The organism is Variovorax sp. GW460-12-1-14-LB1 (genome assembly GCF_059423605.1).
Map to the genome: position 1 here is coordinate 81,618 of NZ_JBWKYF010000017.1, position 20,409 is coordinate 102,026.

The following is a 20,409-nucleotide window of genomic DNA, read 5'->3' on the forward strand; positions in this document are numbered from 1 at the left end:
GTCAGTGCCTGTGCTTCATCAGGTAGCGCCAGGTGAACCCGGGGAAGGCCAGCACGACGAACAGCGAGGCCGTCACCGCGTAGAACTCCCAGCCCTGCGCGGCGATCTGCCCTGCCCTGCGTTCGAACAGCAGGCCGATGCCGCCGGCGATGAAGTACAGCACCACCAGTTCGCCGAAGCGGATGGCGAGCGACTTGTGCGCGGTCGACAGGGGCACCGCCCCGAACAGGCGCTCATTCAGGAACGGCAGGTTGGCGGCCACCAGGGCCACCAGCAGCACCACCCAGACCGACGCGGTTTGCGACACCGTGTTGCGGACCGCGTCAGTGGGCCAGCGTGGCCGCGATGGCGTCGTAGCACAGCGTCATCAGACCGCCGGGCAGGACACCAAGAATGAGGATCAGCGCGCCGTTGATCGTGAGCACGGTGCGCACGTCGAACGAGGCCGACACGGTGGTCGCCGTGACGGGTGCGTCGAAGTACATGACCTTGACCACGCGCAGGTAGTAGAACGCGCCGATCAGCGAGGTGATCACGGCGAACACCGCCAGGCCGATGTAGATGGCGGCGCCCGAGGCGATCAGCGCCTGCAGCACGGCCAGCTTGGCGTAGAAGCCAACGAGTGGCGGCAGGCCGGCCAGCGAGAACATCGCGATGGCCATCACGCCGGCGTACAGCGGGCTGCGCTGGTTCAGGCCGGCCAGGTCGGTGATCTCTTCGCTTTCGAAGCCTTCGCGCGCCAGCAGCAGGATGATGCCGAAGCTGGCCAGCGTGGTCAGCACGTAGGTCACGACGTAGAACATCGCGGCGCTGTAGGCGGCCTGCGCGTTCTGCGTGCCCTGCAGGTCGGAACCCGCCACCAGGCCCAGCAGCATGAAGCCCATCTGCGCGATGGTCGAGTAGGCCAGCATGCGCTTGAGGTTGCTCTGCGCGATGGCGGCCAGGTTGCCGATCACGAGTGACGCCACCGCCAGCACGGCGAGCATCTGCTGCCAGTCGATGGCCAGCGGCTGCAGGCCGTCGACCAGGAGACGGATGATGATGCCGAAGGCAGCCAGCTCTGGCGCGGCACCGATCAGCAGCGTGATCGCCGTCGGCGCGCCCTGGTAGACGTCGGGCACCCACATGTGGAACGGAGCGGCACCGACCTTGAACGCCAGGCCGGCCACGATGAAGACCAGACCGAATACCAGCACCTGGTGGTTCACCTTGCCGGTCGAGATCGCCTTGAACACTTCGTTCAGGTCGAGCGAGCCGGTGGCGCCGTACATCATCGACAGGCCGTACAGCAGGAAGCCGCTGGCCATGGCGCCGAGCACGAAGTACTTCATGGCGGCTTCGCTGGCCACCGCGTTGTCGCGGCGCAGCGCCACGAGCGCGTAGCTCGACAGCGTGAGCAGTTCCAGGCCGAGGTAGATCAGCAGGAAGTTGCTGCCGCCGATCATCACGAACATGCCCAGCAGGGCCAGCATGCTGATCGTGAACATCTCGCCGCCGCGCAGCATCTCGCGGTCGGCCGCGTAGGGACGGCCGTAGACCAGCGTCACCATCAGGGCCAGCGAGGCGAAGCACTTGAGCCAGTTGCCCATCGTGTCGCTCACCACCATGCCGCCGAAGCCGTAGGAGGTCTTGCCGCCGACAGCGGCCAGGCCGGTCAGCACGGCCACCGCCGCCAGCGTGAGCAGCGTCAGGATGTAGGTGCGGGTGCGGCGCGGGCTCGTGTCCGACAGGTCGACCAGCGCAATGATGCAGGCCATGACCAGCAACACGATTTCGGGGTAGATCGTCACCCAGCTGAGTTTGTCAATCATCTCGTTCTCTTCTTCAGCGTGGCATCAGACGGGCAGCTTCGAAATCGCCACGTGGCGCAGAAGCTCGACGACGGAGGCATCCATCGCGTCGGTGAAAGGCTTCGGATACAGGCCCATCCACAGCACGGCGATCGCCAGCAGCGAGAGCATCAGGAATTCGCGGGCGTTGATGTCCTTCAGTTCCTTGACGTGGTCGTTGCCGACCGGGCCCAGGTACACGCGCTTGTACATCCACAGGGTGTAGGCAGCGCCGAAAATCAGTGCGGTGGCAGCGCCCAGGCCGACCCAGAAGTTGGCCTTGACGGCGCCCAGGATCACCATCCATTCGCCCACGAAACCGGCGGTGCCCGGCAGGCCGCAGTTGGCCATGGCGAACAGCAGCGCGAACGCGGCGAACTTGGGCATGGTGTTGACCACGCCGCCGTAGTCGGCGATCTGGCGCGAGTGCACGCGGTCGTACAGCACGCCGATGCCCAGGAACATGGCGCCCGACACGAAGCCGTGGGCAATCATCTGCACGATGCCGCCGGACACGCCGAGCTCGTTGAAGATGAAGAAGCCCAGCGTCACGAAGCCCATGTGGGCCACCGACGAGTACGCCACCAGCTTCTTCATGTCCTGCTGCACCAGCGCAACCAGGCCCACGTAGATCACGGCGATGAGCGACAGCGCGATCATGAGCCACGCCCACTCGTGCGAAGCGTCAGGCGCGATGGGCATCGAGAAGCGCAGGAAACCGTAGGCACCCAGCTTCAGCATGATCGCGGCCAGCACGGCCGAACCGCCCGTGGGGGCCTCGACGTGCACGTCGGGCAGCCAGGTGTGGACCGGCCACATCGGCACCTTGACGGCGAAGGCCGCGAAGAAGGCGAAGAACAGGAAGGTCTGCGCGGTCGAACCCAGCGGCAGCTTGTGCCAGCTCAGGATGTCGAAGCTGCCGCCCGACTTGTTGTACAGGAAGATCAGCGCGACCAGCATCAGCAGCGAGCCGAGCAGCGTGTACAGGAAGAACTTGAACGCCGCGTAGATCTTGTTCGGACCGCCCCAGATGCCGATGATCAGGTACATCGGGATCAGCGTGGCTTCGAAGAACACGTAGAACAGAATGCCGTCGAGCGCCGAGAACACGCCGATCATGAAACCCGACAGGATCAGGAACGCGCCCATGTACTGGTTCACGCGCTCGGTGATCACTTCCCAGGCCGAGATCACGACCACGACCGTGATGAACGAGGTCAGCAGCACCAGCCACAGCGACATGCCGTCGATGCCCAGGTGGTAGTTGACGTTGAAGCGCGAGATCCAGCTCGTCTTCTCGACGAACTGCATCGCGGCGGTTCCGTTCTGGAAGCGCGTGAACAGCGGCACCGTGACCAGGAAGCTCACGATGGCACCGACGAGCGCGACCCAGCGCACGCCCTTGGCGTGCTCGTCGCGGCCAAACGCCAGCAGCACGGCGCCGAATGCGATCGGCACCCAGATGGCAAGGCTCAACAAACCCATTTTTCTTTTTCTCCAGCGTTCGGGCTCAACGTTTGAACCAGACGAAGTACGTCATCAGGATGAAGATGCCCAGCAGCATCGCGAAGGCGTAGTGGTAGATGAAGCCCGACTGCAGCCAGCGCACGACGCCGGCCACGCGACCCACCACCTTCCAGGAACCGTTGACGAGCGCGCCGTCGATCAGCGCCTGGTCGCCGCCCTTCCACAGGCCCGTGCCGAGCAGGCGCGCACCGCGGGCGAGGATGTTCTCGTTGATCCAGTCGAGGTAGTACTTGTTCTCGAGCAGGTTGTAGATCGGGCTGAAGGCGCGCTTGATGGCGGCCGGCAGCGCCGGGTTCATCATGTACATGTAGTACGAGAGCGCCACGCCGGCCAGCGCCAGCCAGAACGGTGCGGTCTGCAGGCCGTGGATCGCCATGGCGACCGGGCCGTGGAAGGCTTCCTTCAACTCGCCCATCGCGTGGTGCTTGGAACCGTCGACGAAGATCGCGTCCTTGAAGAAACTGCCGAACAGCATCGGGTCGATGGTCATGAAGCCGATCACCACCGAGGGGATCGCCAGCAGCACCAGCGGCAGCCAGACCACCATCGGCGATTCGTGCGGCTTGTGGGCGTCGTGGCCATGGCCATGGTCGTCGTGTCCGTGCGCGTCGTGCGCATGGTCGTCGTGGTGTGCGTCCGGGTTCTGGTCGTAGCGTTCCTTGCCGTGGAAGACCAGGAAGTACATGCGGAACGAGTAGAACGCCGTCACGAACACGCCGGCCAGCACCGCGTAGTAGGCGAACTGCGCGCCCCACAGGTGGCTTTCGTGCACGGCCTCGATGATGCTGTCCTTCGAGTAGAAGCCCGAGAAGAACGGCGTGCCGATCAGCGCGAGCGAACCCAGCAGCGAGGTGATCCAGGTGATGGGCATGTACTTGCGCACGCCACCCATCCAGCGGATGTCCTGGTTGTGGTGCATGCCGATGATCACCGAGCCTGCGCCAAGGAACAGCAGCGCCTTGAAGAAGGCGTGCGTCATCAGGTGGAACACCGCGACCGAGTAGGCCGAGGCACCGAGCGCCACCGTCATGTAGCCCAGCTGCGAGAGCGTCGAGTACGCGACCACGCGCTTGATATCGTTCTGGATGATGCCCAGGAAGCCCATGAACAGCGCGGTGATGGCACCGATCACGAGGATGAAGCTCAGGGCCGTGTCGCTCAGCTCGAACAGCGGCGACATGCGCGCCACCATGAAGATGCCGGCCGTCACCATGGTCGCCGCGTGGATCAGCGCCGAGATGGGGGTCGGGCCTTCCATCGAGTCGGGCAGCCACACGTGCAGCGGGAACTGGGCGCTCTTGCCCATCGCGCCGATGAACAGGCAGATGCAGATCACCGTGATGAGCATCCACTCGGTGCCCGGGAAGGTGATGCCGGCCAGCGTGTGCGCCTTGGCGAAGGCTTCGCCGTAGTTCAGCGTGCCGGCGTAGGCGGCGATCAGGCCGATGCCCAGGATGAAGCCGAAGTCACCCACGCGGTTGACCAGGAAGGCCTTCATGTTCGCGAAGATGGCCGTGGGCTTGTTGAACCAGAAGCCGATCAGCAGGTACGACACCAGGCCCACCGCCTCCCAGCCGAAGAACAGCTGGAGCATGTTGTTGCTCATGACGAGCATCAGCATCGAGAAGGTGAAGAGCGAGATGTACGAGAAGAAGCGGTTGTAGCCGTCGTCTTCTTCCATGTAGCCGATGGTGTAGATGTGGACCATCAGCGACACGAAGGTCACGACGCACATCATCATGGCCGTGAGGCCGTCGACCAGGAAGCCGACTTCCATCTTCAGGCCGCCGACCATCATCCATTCGTAGATGGTCTGGTTGAAGCGGGCGCCGTCGACGATGACCGACTTCAGCGTCATCGCCGAGATCACGAAGGCGACGAACACGCCCAGGATGGTCAGCGAATGCGTGACCTTGCGGCCGATGTGGTTGCCGCCGAATTTCGTGCCGAACAGGCCGGCAAGTGCGGCGCCGACCAGGGGTGCCAGCGGCACGGCCAGCAAGGTGGATGCGGAAAGGGTTGCGCTCATACTGCTGTCAACCCTTGAGCGAGTTGAGTTCGTCGACGTTGATGTTGGACTTGTTGCGGAACAACAGGACCAGCAGCGCCAGGCCGATGGCCGATTCGGCCGCCGCCACCGTCAGGATGAAGAACACGAAGATCTGGCCGTGCATGTCGCCCAGGTAGTGCGAGAAGGCCACGAAGTTCATGTTGACCGCGAGCAGCATCAGTTCGATGGCCATCAGCAGCACGATCAGGTTCTTGCGGTTCAGGAAGATGCCGATCACCGACAGCGCGAAGAGCATCGCGCCGAGCGAGAGGAAGTGTCCGAGCGTGAGCGTCATGCCTTGTTTTCCTTTGCAGCGGCATCCGCTGCCGGGGCCTCAACCACCGGCTCGGCCGCACGCGTGACGGGCATCTGCACGATGCGCACGCGGTCGCGCGCCTTCACGCGCACCTGGTCCGACGGGTTGACGTACTTGCTGTCCTTGCGGGTGCGCAGCGTCAGTGCAATGGCGGCAATGATGGCCACCAGCAGGATGACAGCAGCGATTTCCAGCGGATAGAGGTATTCGGAATACAGCAGCTTGCCCAGCTCGAGCGTGTTCGAGCTGTTGGGCGAGGTCGTCGCCATGGCGCGCGGGCCTTCGCCCAGGCGGAAGCCGCCCATGAGCACAGCCGCCATTTCGAGCGCGATGAGCGCGCCGATGCCGGCCGCCAGCGGGAAGTGCTTCCAGAAGCCCTCTCGCAGGCCGTCGACGTCGATGTCCAGCATCATCACGACGAACAGGAACAGCACCATCACGGCACCGACGTACACCAGCACGAGCGAGATCGCGAGGAACTCGGCGCGCAGCAGCAGCCAGATGGCCGAGGCCTGGAAGAAAGCCAGCACCAGGTACAGCGCGGCGTACACGGGGTTGCGGGAGGTGATGACGCGGAAGGCTGCAAACAGCAGCACCGCGGCAAACAGATAGAACAGACCGGTCTTGACGTCCATTGGAATTCGATTGGTACGGGTTTCGAGCGGAGCCGGCTCAGCGGTACTTGGCGTCGGCCGCCTTGTTCGCCGCGATTTCTTTTTCGTAGCGGTCGCCCACGGCCAGCAGCATGTCCTTGGTGAAGTACAGGTCGCCGCGCTTTTCGCCGTGGTATTCGAAGATGTGCGTCTCGACGATCGAGTCGACCGGGCAGCTCTCTTCGCAGAAGCCGCAGAAGATGCACTTGGTCAGGTCGATGTCGTAGCGCGTGGTGCGGCGCGAGCCGTCGTCACGCACGTCGGATTCGATGGTGATCGCCAGCGCGGGGCACACGGCCTCGCAGAGCTTGCAGGCGATGCAGCGCTCTTCGCCGTTCTCGTAGCGGCGCAGCGCGTGCAGGCCACGGAAGCGCGGCGACAGCGGCGTCTTCTCTTCGGGGAACTGGACGGTGATCTTGCGCGCGAAGGCGTACTTGCCCGTGATGGCCAGGCCCTTGAACAGTTCGAACAGCATGAAGCTGCCCAGGAAGTCCTTGAGCGAGAACGGTGCGGAGGCCAGCTTGGAGGTGCGTCCGAGCCCTCCGGCGGTGTGTGAAGCAGTCATGATGTCGTCGCTTCCTGCTTATTTCCAGATGTTGAACGGCGTCTGCATCCAGCCACCGACCACGACCAGCCACACCAGGGTGACGGGAATGAAGATCTTCCAGCCCAGACGCATGATCTGGTCGTAGCGGAAGCGCGGGAACGTCGAGCGCACCCACAGGAACATGGTGACCACGCAGAAGGTCTTCAGGCCCAGCCAGATCCAGCCCGGAATGAAGCTCAGGAACTCGAACGGCGGCAGCCATCCGCCGAGGAACAGCACCACGGTCAGGATCGAGACGAGCCACATGTTGGCGTACTCGGCCAGGAAGAACATCGCGAAGCTCATGCCCGAGTACTCGATCATGTGGCCGGCCACGATTTCCGATTCGCCTTCCACCACGTCGAACGGGTGGCGGTTGGTTTCGGCCAGGCCCGAGATGAAGTACACGACGAAGATCGGCAGCAGCGGCAGCCAGTTCCACGACAGGAAGCCCAGCCCCATGTCATGGAACATGCCCTTGCCCTGCACCGTCACGATGTCGGACATGTTCAGGCTGCCCGTGACCATCAGCACCACGACGAAGCAGAAGCCCATCGCGATTTCGTAGCTCACCATCTGTGCCGAGGCGCGCAGCGCGCCCAGGAAGGCGTACTTCGAGTTCGAGGCCCAGCCGGCGATGATCACGCCGTACACCTCGAGCGAGGTGATGGCCATCACGAACAGCAGGCCGGCATTGATGTTGGCCAGCGCCACGTCGGGGCCGAAGGGAATCACGGCCCATGCGGCCAGCGCCGGCATGATGGTCATGATGGGACCGAGCAGGAACAGGCCCTTGTTGGCGACCGTCGGAAGGATGATTTCCTTGGTCATCAGCTTGAGCGCGTCGGCGATCGGCTGCAGCAGGCCCAGCGGCCCGATGCGGTTCGGGCCCACGCGGATCTGCGTGAAGCCGATGGCCTTGCGTTCCCACAGCGTGAGGTACGCCACAGCCAACATCAGCGGGATCACGACGACGATGATCTTGATCAGCGTCCAGACCACGGGCCAGACGACGGACGTCCACCAGCCTGCGGCGACCAGCCCCTGGCCGAAGCCATGAATTGCGTCGATCATGCCAGGGCCTCCTCGGCACGAGCGGGTGCGGCCTGTGCGCTGTGGCGCGCGTCGGCGGTCAGCTGCAGCGACGGTGCGCGGCGCACGATCGAGTCGAGCTGGTAGATGCTCGCGACCACGGGTGCGGCCACGGCGCCGCTGGCCGCGACGGCCTTGGCGGAGGTGGCGTTGCTCAGCGCGTTCGCCGGCACGGTGCCCTTGTCACCGACGGTGGCCAGCACCTCGGCGGTCGATTCGAAGGCGAAGCCCGGCAGGCCGAGCAGGTTCGCCAGCACGCGCAGCACCTTCCAGGCCGGACGCGTTTCGCCTTGCGGCTTCACGACGGCATGGAAACCCTGCAGGCGGCCTTCGGCATTGACGAAGGTGCCGGGCGTTTCGGTGAACGGGGCGATGGGCAGCAGCACGTCGCTGAACTCGAGGTTGGCCTTGAAGGGGCTCAGCGTGACCACCATCTGCGCATTGCCGATGACATCGGCGGCGGCAGCACCGGCGGCCGAGTCGAACACCGGCTCGGTGTTCAGCAGCAGCACGGCCTTGAGGCCGGAGCCGGCGGCAAGCATGCGGCCGGCATCGAGGCCGCCGTTTTGCGGGAAGGCGCCGACGAGCTGTGCGCCCACGGTGTTGCCCGCTTCGGTCAGGTAGCCGACGGTGGCGCCGGTCTGTGCGCCGATCCAGTTCGCGAGGGCCAGCAGGCTGCTGGCTTGTGCGTGGTGCGTGGCGGCATTGCCGAGCAGGATCGCCTTGCGTTCGCCGCTCAGCAGCGAGGCTGCGATGGCTTGCGCGGCGGCGTCGGGCGCGTTCTTCGGTGCCAGCGGCGCGGCGGCGCCATTGGTCTGGCCGATGGCCGCAGCCACGGCTGCCAGCGCCTCGATCCACTGATCGGCTTCGACGATCGATGCTTGCGCCACGTCGATGGCCCAGGCACCGCGGTCGGCCATGAGGCTGGACGAGGTGATCACCGACAGCGCGGCGCCCTTGCGCACGGCCTGGCGGATGCGCTGTGCGAACAGCGGGTGTTCCTTGCGCAGGTTCGAACCGACGACCAGCGCGCGCTGCACTTGCGTGAGCGAGGCGATCGAGGTACCGAGCCAGCGCACGCCTTCGAAGGCCGTGAACTCGGCGTTGCGCAGGCGGTAGTCGATGTTGTCGCTGCCCAGTTCACGCGTGAGCATGGCGGCAAGCTGCAGCTCTTCGAGCGTGCTGTGCGGGCTGACCAGGGTGCCGATGCTTTGCGCACCATGGTCGGTCTTGATCTGCTTGAGGCCGTTGGCAACGTACTCGAGCGCCGTCTGCCAGTCGACCTGCTGCCATTGACCGCCCTGCTTCAGCATGGGCTGCGTCAGGCGCTCGGTGCCGTTGAGCGCTTCGTACGAGAAGCGGTCGCGGTCGGCGATCCAGCATTCGTTGACGTCTTCGTTCTCCAGCGGCACCACGCGCATCACGCGGTTGTTCTTGACCTGGACGATCAGGTTGGCACCTGTGGAATCGTGCGGGCTCACCGACTTGCGGCGCGACAGTTCCCAGGTGCGGGCGCTGTAGCGGAACGGCTTGCTCGTGAGCGCACCGACCGGGCAGATGTCGATCATGTTGCCCGACAGCTCGGAGTCGACCGAGTCGCCGAGGAAGGTTTCGATTTCGGAGTGCTCGCCGCGGTGCGACATGCCCAGCTCCATCACGCCGGCCACTTCCTGGCCGAAACGGACGCAGCGCGTGCAGTGGATGCAACGGCTCATTTCTTCCATGCTGATCAGCGGGCCGACGTCCTTGTGGAACACGACGCGCTTTTCTTCTTCGTAACGCGAAGAAGAACCGCCGTAGCCCACGGCCAGATCCTGCAGCTGGCATTCGCCGCCCTGGTCGCAGATGGGGCAATCCAGCGGGTGGTTGATCAGCAGGAACTCCATGACGGACTGCTGGGCCTTGATGGCCTTGTCGCTCTTGGTGCGAACGATCATGCCCTGCGTGACGGGCGTGGCGCAGGCCGGCATCGGCTTGGGCGCCTTTTCCACGTCGACCAGGCACATGCGGCAGTTGGCCGCGATGCTGAGTTTCTTGTGATAGCAGAAGTGCGGGATGTAGGTGCCCGCCTTTTCGGCTGCATGCATCACCATGCTGCCTTCGGTCACTTCGACCTTCTTGCCGTCGAGTTCGATTTCGATCATGTCTGTGTTTCTTCTCGCACTCAGGCCTTGACGGGCGCCGTCGGGACGTGACCCGGGATCAGGGCCTCGAACTCATGGCGGAAGTGCTTGATCATGGCGCGCACGGGCATGGCCGCCGCATCACCGAGCGCACAGATGGTGCGGCCCATGATGTCGCCGGCCACGGAGTCCAGCAGCTGCATGTCGCTGGGCTTGCCCTGGCCGTTGTGGATGCGGTCCACCACGCGGTAGAGCCAACCCGTGCCTTCGCGGCAGGGGGTGCACTGGCCGCAGGACTCGTGCATGTAGAAGTACGAGAGGCGCTTGAGCGACTCGACCATCGAACGCGTGTCGTCCATGACGATCACCGCGCCCGAGCCCAGCATGGAGCCGGCCTTGGCGATGGAGTCGTAGTCCATGGTGCAGGCCATCATGATGTCGGCCGGCAGCACCGGCGACGACGAGCCGCCGGGAATCACGGCCTTGAGCGTGCGGCCCTTGCGCACGCCGCCGGCCAGTTCGAGCAGCTTGGAGAACGGCGTGCCCATCGGCACTTCGTAGTTGCCGGGCAGCTCGACGTCACCGCTCACCGAGTAGATCTTGGTGCCGCCGTTGTTCGGCTTGCCGCACTCGAGGTAGGCCTGCCCGCCGTTGCGGATGATCCAGGGCACCGCCGCGAAGGTCTCGGTGTTGTTGATGGTGGTCGGCTTGCCGTACAGGCCGAAGCTGGCCGGGAACGGCGGCTTGAAGCGCGGCTGACCCTTCTTGCCTTCGAGCGATTCGAGCAGCGCGGTTTCTTCGCCGCAGATGTAGGCACCGAAGCCGTGGGCGGCGTGCAACTGGAAGTTGTACGTGCTGCCCATGATCTTGTCGCCGAGGTAGCCGGCGGCACGTGCCTCTTCGAGGGCGGCCTCGAAGCGGTCGTAGCTCTGGAAGATCTCGCCGTGGATGTAGTTGTAGCCCACACTGATGCCCATCGCATACGCGGCGATGGCCATGCCTTCGATCACGATGTGCGGGTTGAACTGCAGGATGTCGCGGTCCTTGCACGTGCCGGGCTCGCCTTCGTCCGAATTGCAGACGAGGTACTTCTGGCCCGGGAACTGGCGAGGCATGAAGCTCCACTTCAGGCCGGTCGGGAAACCGGCGCCGCCACGGCCGCGCAGACCCGAGGCCTTCACTTCGGCGATCACCTGGTCGGGCGTGAGGCCCTCGGTGAGGATCTTGCGCAGCGCCTGGTAGCCGCCGCGCGCTTCGTAGTCGGCCAGGTGCCAGTTGGTGCCGTCCAGGCCTGCATAGATCTGAGCGCCGATGTGGCGGTCATGGAAGCAGGTCTGGACACCGGTGGCCTGGAATTGCGAGAGAACCTGTTCGGGCGTCATCACGAAGCCTCCCCTGGCTTGGCACTGCGCAAACCGTCGATGAGCTGGTCGAGCTTGTCGTTGCTCATGAAGCTGCACATGGTGCGGTCGTTGACCAGCATCACGGGCGAATCGGCGCAGGCGCCCAGGCATTCGCTCTGCTGCAGCGTGAACAGGCCGTCGGCCGTGGTCTCGCCCATCTTGATGCCCAGCTTCTTCTCGAGATGCACGAGCGCGGTGACGCCATCGCGCAGCTGGCACGGCAGGTTGGTGCACACGTTGAGCTTGAACTTGCCCACCGGATGCTGGTTGTACATGTTGTAGAAGGTCGTCACCTCGTGCACGGCGATGGGCGCCATGCCGAGGTAGGCGGCGATCTCGCGCTCGCGCTGCACGCTCACGAAGCCTTCGTCCTGCTGGACGATGGCCAGGCAGGCCATCACGGCCGACTGCTTGCCGGCTTCGGGGTACTTGGCGACCTCGCGCGCAAAGCGCTCGAGGATGGCGGCCTTCAGCGGCGCCGAGGGCGCCGCGTCATGGTGATGGGTTGAGGAAATCGTCATTCGCTCTCTCTCACCTGTCGATTTCGCCGAACACGATGTCCATCGTGCCGATCACCGCGACAGCGTCGGCGATCATGTGGCCGCGCGACATTTCGTCGAGGGCAGCGAGGTGCGGGAAGCCCGGGGCGCGGATCTTCAGGCGGTACGGCTTGTTGGCGCCGTCGCTCACGAGGTAGATGCCGAACTCGCCCTTGGGGTGCTCGACGGCGGCATACGCTTCGCCTTCGGGCACGTGGAAGCCTTCGGTGAAGAGCTTGAAATGGTGGATCAGCTCCTCCATGTTCGCCTTCATCGATTCGCGCGCGGGCGCGGCGACCTTGTGGTTGCTGGTGATCACCGGGCCGGGGTTGGCGCGCAGCCAGGCCGAGCACTGCTGGATGATCTTGTTGGCCTGGCGCATTTCCTCCACGCGAACCAGATAGCGGTCGTAGCAGTCGCCAGTCTTGCCCACGGGCACGTCGAACTGCATCTGGTCGTAGACGTCGTAGGGCTGCTTCTTGCGCAGGTCCCATTCGACGCCCGAGCCACGCAGCATCGGGCCGGTGAAGCCGAGGTTCAGCGCGCGCTCCGGCGTGACCACGCCGATGCCCACGGTGCGCTGCTTCCAGATGCGGTTGTCGGTGAGCAGCGTCTCGTACTCGTCGACCATCTTCGGGAAGCGCTTGCAGAAGTCGTCGATGAAGTCGAGCAACGAGCCCTGGCGGTTCTCATTGAGCTTCTCGATGGCCTTCGCGTTCTTGATCTTGCTGACCTTGTACTGCGGCATCGAATCCGGCAGGTCGCGATAGACGCCGCCCGGGCGGAAGTACGCCGCGTGCATGCGCGCGCCGGACACGGCTTCGTACATGTCGAACAGGTCTTCACGCTCGCGGAAGCAGTAGATGAGCATGTTCATCGCGCCGCAATCGAGACCGTGCGCGCCGAGCCACAGCAGGTGGTTCAGCAGGCGGGTGATCTCGGCGAACATCACGCGGATGTACTGCGCGCGGATCGGCACATCGAGGCCCATCATCCGCTCGATGGCGAGGCAGTAGGCGTGCTCGTTGGACATCATCGACACGTAGTCGAGGCGGTCCATGTAGGGCAGCGACTGGATGAAGGTGCGCGATTCGGCGAGCTTCTCGGTCGCACGGTGCAGCAGGCCGATGTGGGGGTCGGCACGCTGGATCACTTCGCCGTCCAGCTCGAGCACCAGGCGCAGCACGCCGTGTGCCGCGGGGTGCTGGGGACCGAAGTTGAGTGTGTAGTTCTTGATTTCGGCCATATCTGTCAGTGCAAACCGCCGCCGTAGTTGTCTTCGCGGATCACGCGCGGCGTGATTTCGCGCGGCTCGATCGAGACCGGCTGGTAGACCACGCGCTTCTGCTCTTCGTCGTAGCGCATTTCGACGTGACCCGACACCGGGAAGTCCTTGCGGAACGGGTGGCCGATGAAGCCGTAGTCGGTCAGGATGCGGCGCAGGTCGTCGTGGCCGTCGAACACGATGCCGTACAGGTCGAAGGCTTCGCGTTCGAACCACGTGGCGGCGCTCCAGACGGGCTGGAGCGAATCGACCACGGGCAGGTCTTCGCTGGTCGCGAACACCTTCAGGCGCACGCGCTGGTTGAGACTCACGGAGAGCAGGTGCGAGACGACGCCATAGCGCTCGCCTGGCCACTCGCCTTCGCGGTAGTCGGAATAGTCCATGCCGCACAGATCGATCAGCTGTTCGAAACGGCAACCGGGCGCATCGCGCAGCAGCAGCGCCGCGTCGATGTAGTCGGCGGCGCTGACCACGACGGTCACTTCTTCAAGCGCAACCGTCACGCTCTTGGCCTTGGCGCCGAGTGTCTCGGCGATGGTGGCGCGCAGCACCTCCGGCGAAATTGCAAAGTCAGTCATCGTCGGCAATCTCTCAGGCGCGGGCAATGGTGTTGGTGCGGCGAATCTTCTGCTGCAGCTGGATCACGCCGTACAGCAGTGCTTCAGCGGTGGGCGGACAACCCGGCACATAGACGTCGACCGGCACGATGCGGTCGCAGCCACGCACCACGGAATAGCTGTAGTGGTAGTAACCGCCGCCGTTCGCGCAGGAGCCCATCGAGAGCACCCAGCGCGGTTCAGGCATCTGGTCGTAGACCTTGCGCAGCGCCGGCGCCATCTTGTTGCACAGCGTGCCGGCCACGATCATCAGATCGGACTGGCGCGGGCTGGGGCGGAACAGCATGCCGAAACGGTCGATGTCGTAGCGGGCCGCGCCCGCGTGCATCATTTCAACCGCACAGCATGCGAGGCCGAACGTCATCGGCCAGAGAGATCCGGTCTTCGCCCAGTTCACGACCGAGTCGTAGGTCGTGGTGACGAAGCCTTCTTTGAGAACGCCTTCAATGGCCATCGTGTAGCTTCCTTGTCATTCCCAGTCGAGCGCGCCTTTTTTCCACTCGTAGACGAAGCCCACGACGAGGATGGCGAGAAAGATCATCATGGCCCAGAAGCCAACAGCGCCGATTTCCTTGAGCGCAATGGCCCACGGAAAGAGAAAGGCAATCTCGAGATCGAAGAGGATGAAGAGAATCGCAACGAGGTAATAGCGCACATCGAATTTCATGCGCGCATCCTCGAAGGCTTCGAAGCCGCACTCGTAGGGCGCGTTCTTCGCAGCGTCGGGCCGATTGGGCCCGAGGATGTATCCGATGACTTGCGGGGCGACGCCTACGCCGACCCCGACCAAAATGAACAAAAGGACGGGAAGGTAGGAATCGAGGTTCATCGAGAAATTTTCACCGCTTGCCACCGACAGAAGAGCCTCTGGAGAGAGTTCTTCTGCCGGTGAGATTTGGTGCGGTCGGCGAGACTCGAACTCGCACAGCTTTCGCCACTACCCCCTCAAGATAGCGTGTCTACCAATTTCACCACGACCGCGGTTTTTAACTGTCCAGATGGCATGAGGTGCCGTTGAGGCATTTGGCTTTCTGAACAGATTTAGAGTTTACCCTGAAATGAAGCCGTTTCTCACGAACGGCTGCATGAAAACAACCTGATTACTTGGCCGGAATCTGGCCGGTGCCCGAAACGGGTGCCGCAGGCGCCGAAGCGGCCTTGGCAGGTGCTGCTGCAGCGGGGATTTCGCCCGCAGCGCCAGTCGCAGGCGCGGCCGGTGCAGCAGGCGCACCCACGGCTGCGCGCTCGAGCAGGCTGCCACCGCCCGCAGGACGTGCGTGGCTGAAGTAGGCCAGCAGCAGCGTGCAGGCGAAGAACACCGCAGCCAGCACAGCCGTGGTGCGCGAGAGGAAGTTGGCACTGCCGCTGGCACCGAACAGGCTGCCTGCACTGCCGCTGCCGAAGGCCGCGCCCATGTCGGCACCCTTGCCGTGCTGGATCAGGATCAGGCCGATCATTGCCAGCGCCGCCAGCATTTGCACGCCGACCAGAAGATTGAGGACCACGTTCATTCGTTCTTACTCCTAAGTGATGGCTGCCGTTGCCGCGATCAGCGTGCAGCGGCAGAAATGATCTGCAGAAAGTCGGGCGCCTTGAGCGAGGCGCCGCCGATGAGGCCGCCGTCGATGTCGGCCTGCGCCAGCAGTTCGGCGGCATTCGCCGCGTTCATGCTGCCGCCGTACAGAATCTTGATGCCCGCGGCGTGTTCGCTCGCGGCATGGTGCAGTTGCGCACGCAGCACGGCATGCACCGCCTGCGCCTGCTCCGGCGAAGCCGTCTTGCCCGTGCCGATGGCCCAGACCGGCTCGTAGGCCACGACGATCTCGCTGATGCAATGGCCGTTCACATGGATCACCGCGGCCAGCTGGCGCTTGACGATCTCTTCGGTCTGCCCTGCTTCGCGCTCTGCCAGCGTCTCGCCGACGCAGACGATCGGCGTGATGCCATTCGCCAGCGCCGCCGCCGTCTTCGCAGCCACGGCATCGTCAGTTTCGCCGTGGTACTGGCGACGCTCCGAATGGCCCACGATGGCATAGCGCACGCCGAAATCCTTCAGCATGGCCGCCGACTGCTCGCCGGTGAACGCACCTTGCGGGTGCGCCGAGATGTCCTGCGCACCAAGGGCCAGCGACGGCGTGCCCGCCAGCAGCGATTGCAGCTGGGCGAAGTACGGCGCAGGCGCGCACAGTGCAACACCGCAGGCCGCGGGGCTGGCGGCCAGCCCTTGCTGCAGGGCCTTCACCAGCGCCTCGTTGGCGGCCAGGCCGCCATTCATCTTCCAGTTGCCGGCAATCAGTTTCTTGAAGGTTGTCATCGCGTTGTTCGTCTCACCAAGTCAGCACGATCTTGCCGATGTGCTGGTTCGATTCCATCAGGGTGTGAGCCTGGGCCGCACCGCTGGGTTCACCTGCTGCCGCATAGGTGCTGTGGATCACGGGCTTGACCGCGCCGCTTTCGAGCAGCGGCCAAACCTTCTCGCGCAGTGCCTTGGCGATGGCACCCTTGAACGCCACCGGCCGCGGACGCAGCGTCGAGCCCGTGATCGTGAGCCGCCGGCGCAGCACGAGGCCCGCGTTGATCTCACTCTTCACACCGCCCTGCACCGCAATGATCACCAGCCGGCCGTCTTCGGCCAGGCACTCGACCTCGCGCGCCACGTAGTCGCCAGCCACCATGTCGAGCACCACGTCCACGCCCTTGCCGCCCGTGAGCTGCTTCGCCACTTCAACGAAATCGCTCGTGCGGTAGTTGATCGCGTGGTCGGCGCCGAGTTTCAGGCAGGCTTCGCACTTGTCGTCGCTGCCAGCCGTGACGATCACGGTCGCGCCGAGCGCCTTGGCGATCTGGATCGCCGTGACGCCGATGCCGCTGGAGCCACCCTGGATCAGCAGGGTCTCGCCCTTCTGCAGGCGGCCGCGCTCGAACACGTTGCTCCAGACGGTGAAGAAGGTCTCGGGCAGCGAAGCCGCCTCGACATCGCTCCAGCCCTTGGGCACCGGCAGGCATTGCGCCACGGGCGCCACGCACAGCTCGGCATAGCCGCCACCAGCCACCAGCGCGCACACGCGGTCGCCGACCTGGAAACCCGCATCGGCCAGCGCCTTGGCGTCACCCGACACGATCTCGCCGGCCACTTCGAGGCCCGGCAGGTCGGAGGCACCGGGCGGCACGGGGTAGTGCCCCATCCGCTGCAGCACGTCCGGGCGATTCACGCCGCTGGCCGCCACGCGGATCAGCAGCTCACCCTCGCCCGCCACCGGGTCGGGACGCGCAGCGACGCGCAGCACCTCGGGGGCGCCGTACGAAGTGATCTCAATGGCTTTCATGGGGGTCTCCGAGGCTCGGATGCCCGCACGGGGCGGGCATCACCACTGTCCACGCGAGAGGCGACGGCACAGGCCGTCACACCTCACTGCTTACTCCTGCGGTTCGCGCGGCGCTTGCTGCTGCGACTCGCCGGCGGGCTGCTGTTGCTGCTCGCCGCGGGGCTGTTGCTGCTGGTCGTTGAAACGCGGTGCGCGCTCGCCACGATCGCCGCCGCGGTCGCCACGGTCCGAACGCTCGCGGCGGTCGCCGCCACGGTCGCCGCGATCGCCACGGTCTTCGCGCGGCGGGCGCTCGCTGTATTCCATGCCGGCCGGACGCTCGGTCAGGGCCTTCATGGACAGCTTGACGCGGCCCTTCTCGTCGGTCTCGAGAACCTTGACCTTCACGATCTGGCCTTCGCTCAGGTAGTCGGTCACCTTCTCGACGCGCTCGTGCGCGATCTGGCTGATGTGCAGCAGGCCGTCCTTGCCGGGCAGCAGGTTGACCAGTGCGCCGAAGTCCAGGATCTTGGTGATCGGGCCTTCGTAGACCTTGCCGATTTCGACTTCAGCGGTGATCTGCTCGATGCGCTTCTTGGCGAATTCGGCCTTTTCCGGATCGGTCGAGGCGATGGTGATGGTGCCGTCTTCGTCGATGTTGATCGTCGTGCCGGTTTCTTCCTGCAGGCCACGGATGACCGCGCCGCCCTTGCCGATCACGTCGCGGATCTTCTCGGGGTTGATCTTCAGCGTGGTCAGGCGCGGTGCGAACTGCGACACGTCGGCCTTGGCCTCGCCCATCGCTTCTTGCATCTTGCCCAGGATGTGCATGCGCGCCTCCTTGGCCTGTGCCAGTGCGACCTGCATGATTTCCTTGGTGATGCCCTGGATCTTGATGTCCATCTGCAGCGCGGTGATGCCGTTGGTCGTGCCGGCCACCTTGAAGTCCATGTCGCCCAGGTGATCTTCGTCGCCCAGGATGTCGGTCAGCACCGCGAAGCGGTTGTCCTCCTTGATCAGGCCCATGGCGATACCGGCCACGTGCGCCTTCATGGGCACGCCGGCGTCCATCATCGAGAGGCAGCCGCCGCAGACCGAAGCCATCGACGAGGAGCCGTTCGACTCGGTGATTTCCGACACCACGCGGATGGTGTACGGGAACTCTTCCTTGGTCGGCAGCACGGCGACGAGCGCGCGCTTGGCCAGACGGCCGTGGCCCACTTCGCGGCGCTTGGTGGAGCCCATGCGGCCCACTTCACCGGTGGCAAAGGGAGGCATGTTGTAGTGGAACAGGAAGCGGTCTTCGTACTCGCCGGCCAGCGCGTCGATGCGCTGTGCGTCGCGCTCGGTACCGAGCGTGGTGACGACCAGGCCCTGCGTCTCGCCGCGCGTGAACAGCGCCGAGCCGTGGGTGCGGGGCAGCACCGAGTTGCGGATTTCGATGGGGCGCACGGTGCGCGTGTCGCGGCCGTCGATGCGCGGCTCGCCTTGCAGGATCTGGCCGCGCACGATGCGCGATTCGATCGCGAACAGCAGGTCGCTGACCTTGCCGGCGTCGAACTCGGCGCCTTCGGCCTTCAGTGCCGTGAAGACGCTGGCATTGGCTTCGCGCAGGGCTTGCGTGCGGGCTTGCTTGCTGCGAATTTGATAGACGGCGCGCAGCTTTTCTTCGGCCAGGCCGTTGATCTTGGCGATGAAGTCTTCGTCCTTGGCTTCAGGCACCCAGGTGCCTTCCTTGAGCCATTCCGGCTTGCCGGCGTCGCGCACGAGGTCGTGAATCGCGTTGATCGCGATGTTGGCTTGCTCGTGACCGAATACCACGCCGCCCAGCATGATTTCTTCGCTGAGTTGCTGGGCTTCGGATTCGACCATCAGCACGGCGGCTTGCGTGCCGGCGACGACGAGGTCCATCTGCGAATCCTTGCGGGCCGTGGGGCCCGGATTCAGCACGTACTGGCCGTTGATGTAGCCCACGCGGGCGGCACCGATCGGGCCGCTGAACGGGATGCCGGAGATCGACAGCGCGGCGCTCACGCCGATCATGGCGGCGATGTCGGCGTCGACTTCAGGGTTCAGCGACACGGTGTGGATCACCACGTGCACTTCGTTCAGGAAACCTTCGGGGAACAGCGGGCGGATCGGACGGTCGATCAGGCGGCTGGTCAGGGTTTCGTGTTCGCTGGGCTTGGCTTCGCGCTTGAAGAAGCTGCCGGGGATCTTGCCAGCGGCGTAGGTCTTCTCGATGTAGTCGACGGTCAGCGGGAAGAAGTCCTGGCCGGGCTTGGCGGTCTTGGAGGCGACCACGGTCGCCAGGATCACGGTGCCGTCGATATCGACCAGCACGGCGCCGGTCGCCTGACGGGCGATTTCACCGGTTTCCATGACGACGGTCTTGTCGCCCCATTGGAAGGACTTGGTGATTTTGTTGAAGAGGCTCATTTTTGCTCCTATTTTGATAGCGAATCACACAGGATTCGCAAGGGGCGGAGGCTGCTCAGAACACGATGCCATTCCAGCGAAGCTCGGGACGAACTTCATTGGAATGACACAGCTTCGCTCTGTTGGGCACTCCGAAAGTGGATCGCGAAGTAAAAAACGCCTGAGCTAGCGGACTAACCCAGGCGTTTTTTCATGCGATTCGAACTACTTGCGCAGACCCAGCTTGGCGATCAGCGCGGTGTAACGCTCGGCGTCCTTGGACTTGAGGTAGTCGAGCAGCTTGCGACGGCGGCTGACCATGCGCAGCAGGCCGCGACGACCGTGGTGGTCCTTGGCGTGCGTCTTGAAGTGGGGGGTCAGCTCGTTGATACGGGCGGTCAGCAGTGCGACTTGCACTTCGGGGCTGCCGGTGTCGTTGGCTGCACGGGCGTTGTCCTTGACAACTTCGGCCTTGATGGAGGCTGCGATCATGTTGAATTTCCTTGTTCCGGGATGTTTGACTTGCGGTGAGCACTGGAACTGCCCTCACCGTGCGCCTTGCGGCATGCAAAGCTTTGGGAGTATACATCGGCCGGCTTGACCGCTCCCTCCCGCCGCCTTCCGTCGAGCGAAACCAGCCCCACCGCACCCAGCACGCAGGCACCG

At 64.4% G+C, this 20,409-nt stretch carries 20 protein-coding genes and 1 tRNA gene; all 21 read right to left on the reverse strand.

The features are described 5' to 3' along the window. Position 1 precedes the first annotated feature (1 nt). The 21 genes from AC07Y4_RS11600 to rpsO all read right to left on the reverse strand — a co-directional run bounded on the left by AC07Y4_RS11600 (position 2) and on the right by rpsO (position 20,235). Positions 2-307, reverse strand: a complete 306-nt coding sequence (locus AC07Y4_RS11600) for a DUF2818 family protein (protein WP_062475381.1) — start codon at positions 305-307, stop codon at positions 2-4. 16 nt (positions 308-323) lie between these two features. Then, complete coding sequence (nuoN, locus tag AC07Y4_RS11605) at positions 324-1,811, reverse strand: NADH-quinone oxidoreductase subunit NuoN (RefSeq protein ID WP_062475383.1); 1,488 nt, start codon at positions 1,809-1,811, stop codon at positions 324-326. A 24-nt stretch (positions 1,812-1,835) separates the two neighbouring features. Then, positions 1,836-3,314: an NADH-quinone oxidoreductase subunit M gene (locus AC07Y4_RS11610; protein ID WP_062475386.1), complete on the reverse strand. Its 1,479-nt coding sequence runs from the start codon at positions 3,312-3,314 to the stop codon at positions 1,836-1,838. A gap of 25 nt (positions 3,315-3,339) precedes the next feature. Next, entirely contained in the window at positions 3,340-5,385 is a 2,046-nt protein-coding gene (gene nuoL, locus AC07Y4_RS11615) for an NADH-quinone oxidoreductase subunit L (protein ID WP_495274570.1), read from the reverse strand. A 7-nt stretch (positions 5,386-5,392) separates the two neighbouring features. Continuing rightward, the gene (gene nuoK / locus AC07Y4_RS11620; protein ID WP_007837741.1) at positions 5,393-5,701 is read right to left on the reverse strand and encodes an NADH-quinone oxidoreductase subunit NuoK; all 309 of its coding nucleotides are present in this window, start codon (positions 5,699-5,701) and stop codon (positions 5,393-5,395) included. Continuing rightward, the gene (locus AC07Y4_RS11625; RefSeq protein ID WP_062475392.1) at positions 5,698-6,357 is read right to left on the reverse strand and encodes an NADH-quinone oxidoreductase subunit J; all 660 of its coding nucleotides are present in this window, start codon (positions 6,355-6,357) and stop codon (positions 5,698-5,700) included. Before AC07Y4_RS11625 ends, nuoK begins: the two co-directional genes overlap by 4 nt. Positions 6,358-6,394: 37 nt before the next feature. After that, complete coding sequence (gene nuoI / locus AC07Y4_RS11630; protein WP_062475395.1) at positions 6,395-6,940, reverse strand: NADH-quinone oxidoreductase subunit NuoI; 546 nt, start codon at positions 6,938-6,940, stop codon at positions 6,395-6,397. A gap of 18 nt (positions 6,941-6,958) precedes the next feature. Next, positions 6,959-8,035, reverse strand: a complete 1,077-nt coding sequence (gene nuoH / locus AC07Y4_RS11635; protein ID WP_070063110.1) for an NADH-quinone oxidoreductase subunit NuoH — start codon at positions 8,033-8,035, stop codon at positions 6,959-6,961. Continuing rightward, positions 8,032-10,197 (reverse strand): NADH-quinone oxidoreductase subunit NuoG, encoded by a 2,166-nt coding sequence (gene nuoG / locus AC07Y4_RS11640; protein WP_495274571.1) that lies wholly within the window; start codon positions 10,195-10,197, stop codon positions 8,032-8,034. The genes nuoH and nuoG overlap by 4 nt, the downstream gene beginning before the upstream one ends. A 20-nt stretch (positions 10,198-10,217) precedes the next feature. Continuing rightward, a complete protein-coding gene (gene nuoF, locus AC07Y4_RS11645) occupies positions 10,218-11,558 on the reverse strand; it encodes an NADH-quinone oxidoreductase subunit NuoF (RefSeq protein ID WP_070063112.1) in 1,341 nt (446 codons plus the stop codon). Next, positions 11,558-12,100, reverse strand: coding sequence for an NADH-quinone oxidoreductase subunit NuoE family protein (locus AC07Y4_RS11650; protein WP_495274572.1), 543 nt, complete (start codon positions 12,098-12,100; stop codon positions 11,558-11,560). The genes nuoF and AC07Y4_RS11650 overlap by 1 nt, the downstream gene beginning before the upstream one ends. Positions 12,101-12,110: 10 nt before the next feature. Further along, the gene (locus tag AC07Y4_RS11655; RefSeq protein ID WP_070063113.1) at positions 12,111-13,364 is read right to left on the reverse strand and encodes an NADH-quinone oxidoreductase subunit D; all 1,254 of its coding nucleotides are present in this window, start codon (positions 13,362-13,364) and stop codon (positions 12,111-12,113) included. 5 nt (positions 13,365-13,369) lie between these two features. Continuing rightward, positions 13,370-13,981 (reverse strand): NADH-quinone oxidoreductase subunit C, encoded by a 612-nt coding sequence (locus tag AC07Y4_RS11660; protein WP_495274573.1) that lies wholly within the window; start codon positions 13,979-13,981, stop codon positions 13,370-13,372. A gap of 13 nt (positions 13,982-13,994) precedes the next feature. Continuing rightward, positions 13,995-14,474, reverse strand: coding sequence for a NuoB/complex I 20 kDa subunit family protein (locus AC07Y4_RS11665; RefSeq protein WP_007837763.1), 480 nt, complete (start codon positions 14,472-14,474; stop codon positions 13,995-13,997). Between the two features lie 15 nt (positions 14,475-14,489). Then, the gene (locus AC07Y4_RS11670; RefSeq protein ID WP_055805154.1) at positions 14,490-14,849 is read right to left on the reverse strand and encodes an NADH-quinone oxidoreductase subunit A; all 360 of its coding nucleotides are present in this window, start codon (positions 14,847-14,849) and stop codon (positions 14,490-14,492) included. A 67-nt stretch (positions 14,850-14,916) separates the two neighbouring features. Next, positions 14,917-15,001 (reverse strand) — tRNA-Leu (locus AC07Y4_RS11675). Positions 15,002-15,120: 119 nt separating this feature from the next. Beyond that, the gene (secG, locus tag AC07Y4_RS11680) at positions 15,121-15,531 is read right to left on the reverse strand and encodes a preprotein translocase subunit SecG (protein ID WP_056579571.1); all 411 of its coding nucleotides are present in this window, start codon (positions 15,529-15,531) and stop codon (positions 15,121-15,123) included. A gap of 38 nt (positions 15,532-15,569) precedes the next feature. Next, on the reverse strand, positions 15,570-16,334 hold the full coding sequence (gene tpiA, locus AC07Y4_RS11685; RefSeq protein ID WP_095746059.1) for a triose-phosphate isomerase: 765 nt from the start codon (positions 16,332-16,334) through the stop codon (positions 15,570-15,572). A 13-nt stretch (positions 16,335-16,347) separates the two neighbouring features. After that, the gene (locus AC07Y4_RS11690; RefSeq protein ID WP_159276094.1) at positions 16,348-17,346 is read right to left on the reverse strand and encodes an NAD(P)H-quinone oxidoreductase; all 999 of its coding nucleotides are present in this window, start codon (positions 17,344-17,346) and stop codon (positions 16,348-16,350) included. Positions 17,347-17,436: 90 nt separating this feature from the next. Then, positions 17,437-19,764 carry a polyribonucleotide nucleotidyltransferase gene (gene pnp, locus AC07Y4_RS11695; RefSeq protein ID WP_495264605.1) on the reverse strand — a complete coding sequence of 776 codons (2,328 nt, stop codon included), beginning with the start codon at positions 19,762-19,764 and terminating at the stop codon, positions 17,437-17,439. Positions 19,765-19,968: 204 nt separating this feature from the next. Then, positions 19,969-20,235, reverse strand: coding sequence for a 30S ribosomal protein S15 (gene rpsO, locus AC07Y4_RS11700; protein ID WP_056579564.1), 267 nt, complete (start codon positions 20,233-20,235; stop codon positions 19,969-19,971). Between the last annotated feature and the right edge of the window lie 174 nt (positions 20,236-20,409).

Excerpts from the sequence above, each read along its gene's own strand:
- secG (WP_056579571.1), bottom strand. The coding sequence starts at position 15,531 with ATGAACGTGGTCCTCAATCTTCTGGTCGGCGTGCAAATGCTGGCGGCG.
- nuoI (WP_062475395.1), bottom strand. The coding sequence starts at position 6,940 with ATGACTGCTTCACACACCGCCGGAGGGCTCGGACGCACCTCCAAGCTG.
- nuoG (WP_495274571.1), bottom strand. The coding sequence starts at position 10,197 with ATGATCGAAATCGAACTCGACGGCAAGAAGGTCGAAGTGACCGAAGGC.
- AC07Y4_RS11670 (WP_055805154.1), bottom strand. The coding sequence starts at position 14,849 with ATGAACCTCGATTCCTACCTTCCCGTCCTTTTGTTCATTTTGGTCGGG.
- nuoL (WP_495274570.1), bottom strand. The coding sequence starts at position 5,385 with ATGAGCGCAACCCTTTCCGCATCCACCTTGCTGGCCGTGCCGCTGGCA.
- rpsO (WP_056579564.1), bottom strand. The coding sequence starts at position 20,235 with ATGATCGCAGCCTCCATCAAGGCCGAAGTTGTCAAGGACAACGCCCGT.
- AC07Y4_RS11655 (WP_070063113.1), bottom strand. The coding sequence starts at position 13,364 with ATGGCCGAAATCAAGAACTACACACTCAACTTCGGTCCCCAGCACCCC.
- nuoH (WP_070063110.1), bottom strand. The coding sequence starts at position 8,035 with ATGATCGACGCAATTCATGGCTTCGGCCAGGGGCTGGTCGCCGCAGGC.
- AC07Y4_RS11690 (WP_159276094.1), bottom strand. The coding sequence starts at position 17,346 with ATGAAAGCCATTGAGATCACTTCGTACGGCGCCCCCGAGGTGCTGCGC.
- nuoN (WP_062475383.1), bottom strand. The coding sequence starts at position 1,811 with ATGATTGACAAACTCAGCTGGGTGACGATCTACCCCGAAATCGTGTTG.
- AC07Y4_RS11610 (WP_062475386.1), bottom strand. The coding sequence starts at position 3,314 with ATGGGTTTGTTGAGCCTTGCCATCTGGGTGCCGATCGCATTCGGCGCC.
- AC07Y4_RS11665 (WP_007837763.1), bottom strand. The coding sequence starts at position 14,474 with ATGGCCATTGAAGGCGTTCTCAAAGAAGGCTTCGTCACCACGACCTAC.
- pnp (WP_495264605.1), bottom strand. The coding sequence starts at position 19,764 with ATGAGCCTCTTCAACAAAATCACCAAGTCCTTCCAATGGGGCGACAAG.
- nuoF (WP_070063112.1), bottom strand. The coding sequence starts at position 11,558 with ATGACGCCCGAACAGGTTCTCTCGCAATTCCAGGCCACCGGTGTCCAG.
- AC07Y4_RS11660 (WP_495274573.1), bottom strand. The coding sequence starts at position 13,981 with ATGACTGACTTTGCAATTTCGCCGGAGGTGCTGCGCGCCACCATCGCC.
- tpiA (WP_095746059.1), bottom strand. The coding sequence starts at position 16,334 with ATGACAACCTTCAAGAAACTGATTGCCGGCAACTGGAAGATGAATGGC.
- AC07Y4_RS11625 (WP_062475392.1), bottom strand. The coding sequence starts at position 6,357 with ATGGACGTCAAGACCGGTCTGTTCTATCTGTTTGCCGCGGTGCTGCTG.
- nuoK (WP_007837741.1), bottom strand. The coding sequence starts at position 5,701 with ATGACGCTCACGCTCGGACACTTCCTCTCGCTCGGCGCGATGCTCTTC.
- AC07Y4_RS11650 (WP_495274572.1), bottom strand. The coding sequence starts at position 12,100 with ATGACGATTTCCTCAACCCATCACCATGACGCGGCGCCCTCGGCGCCG.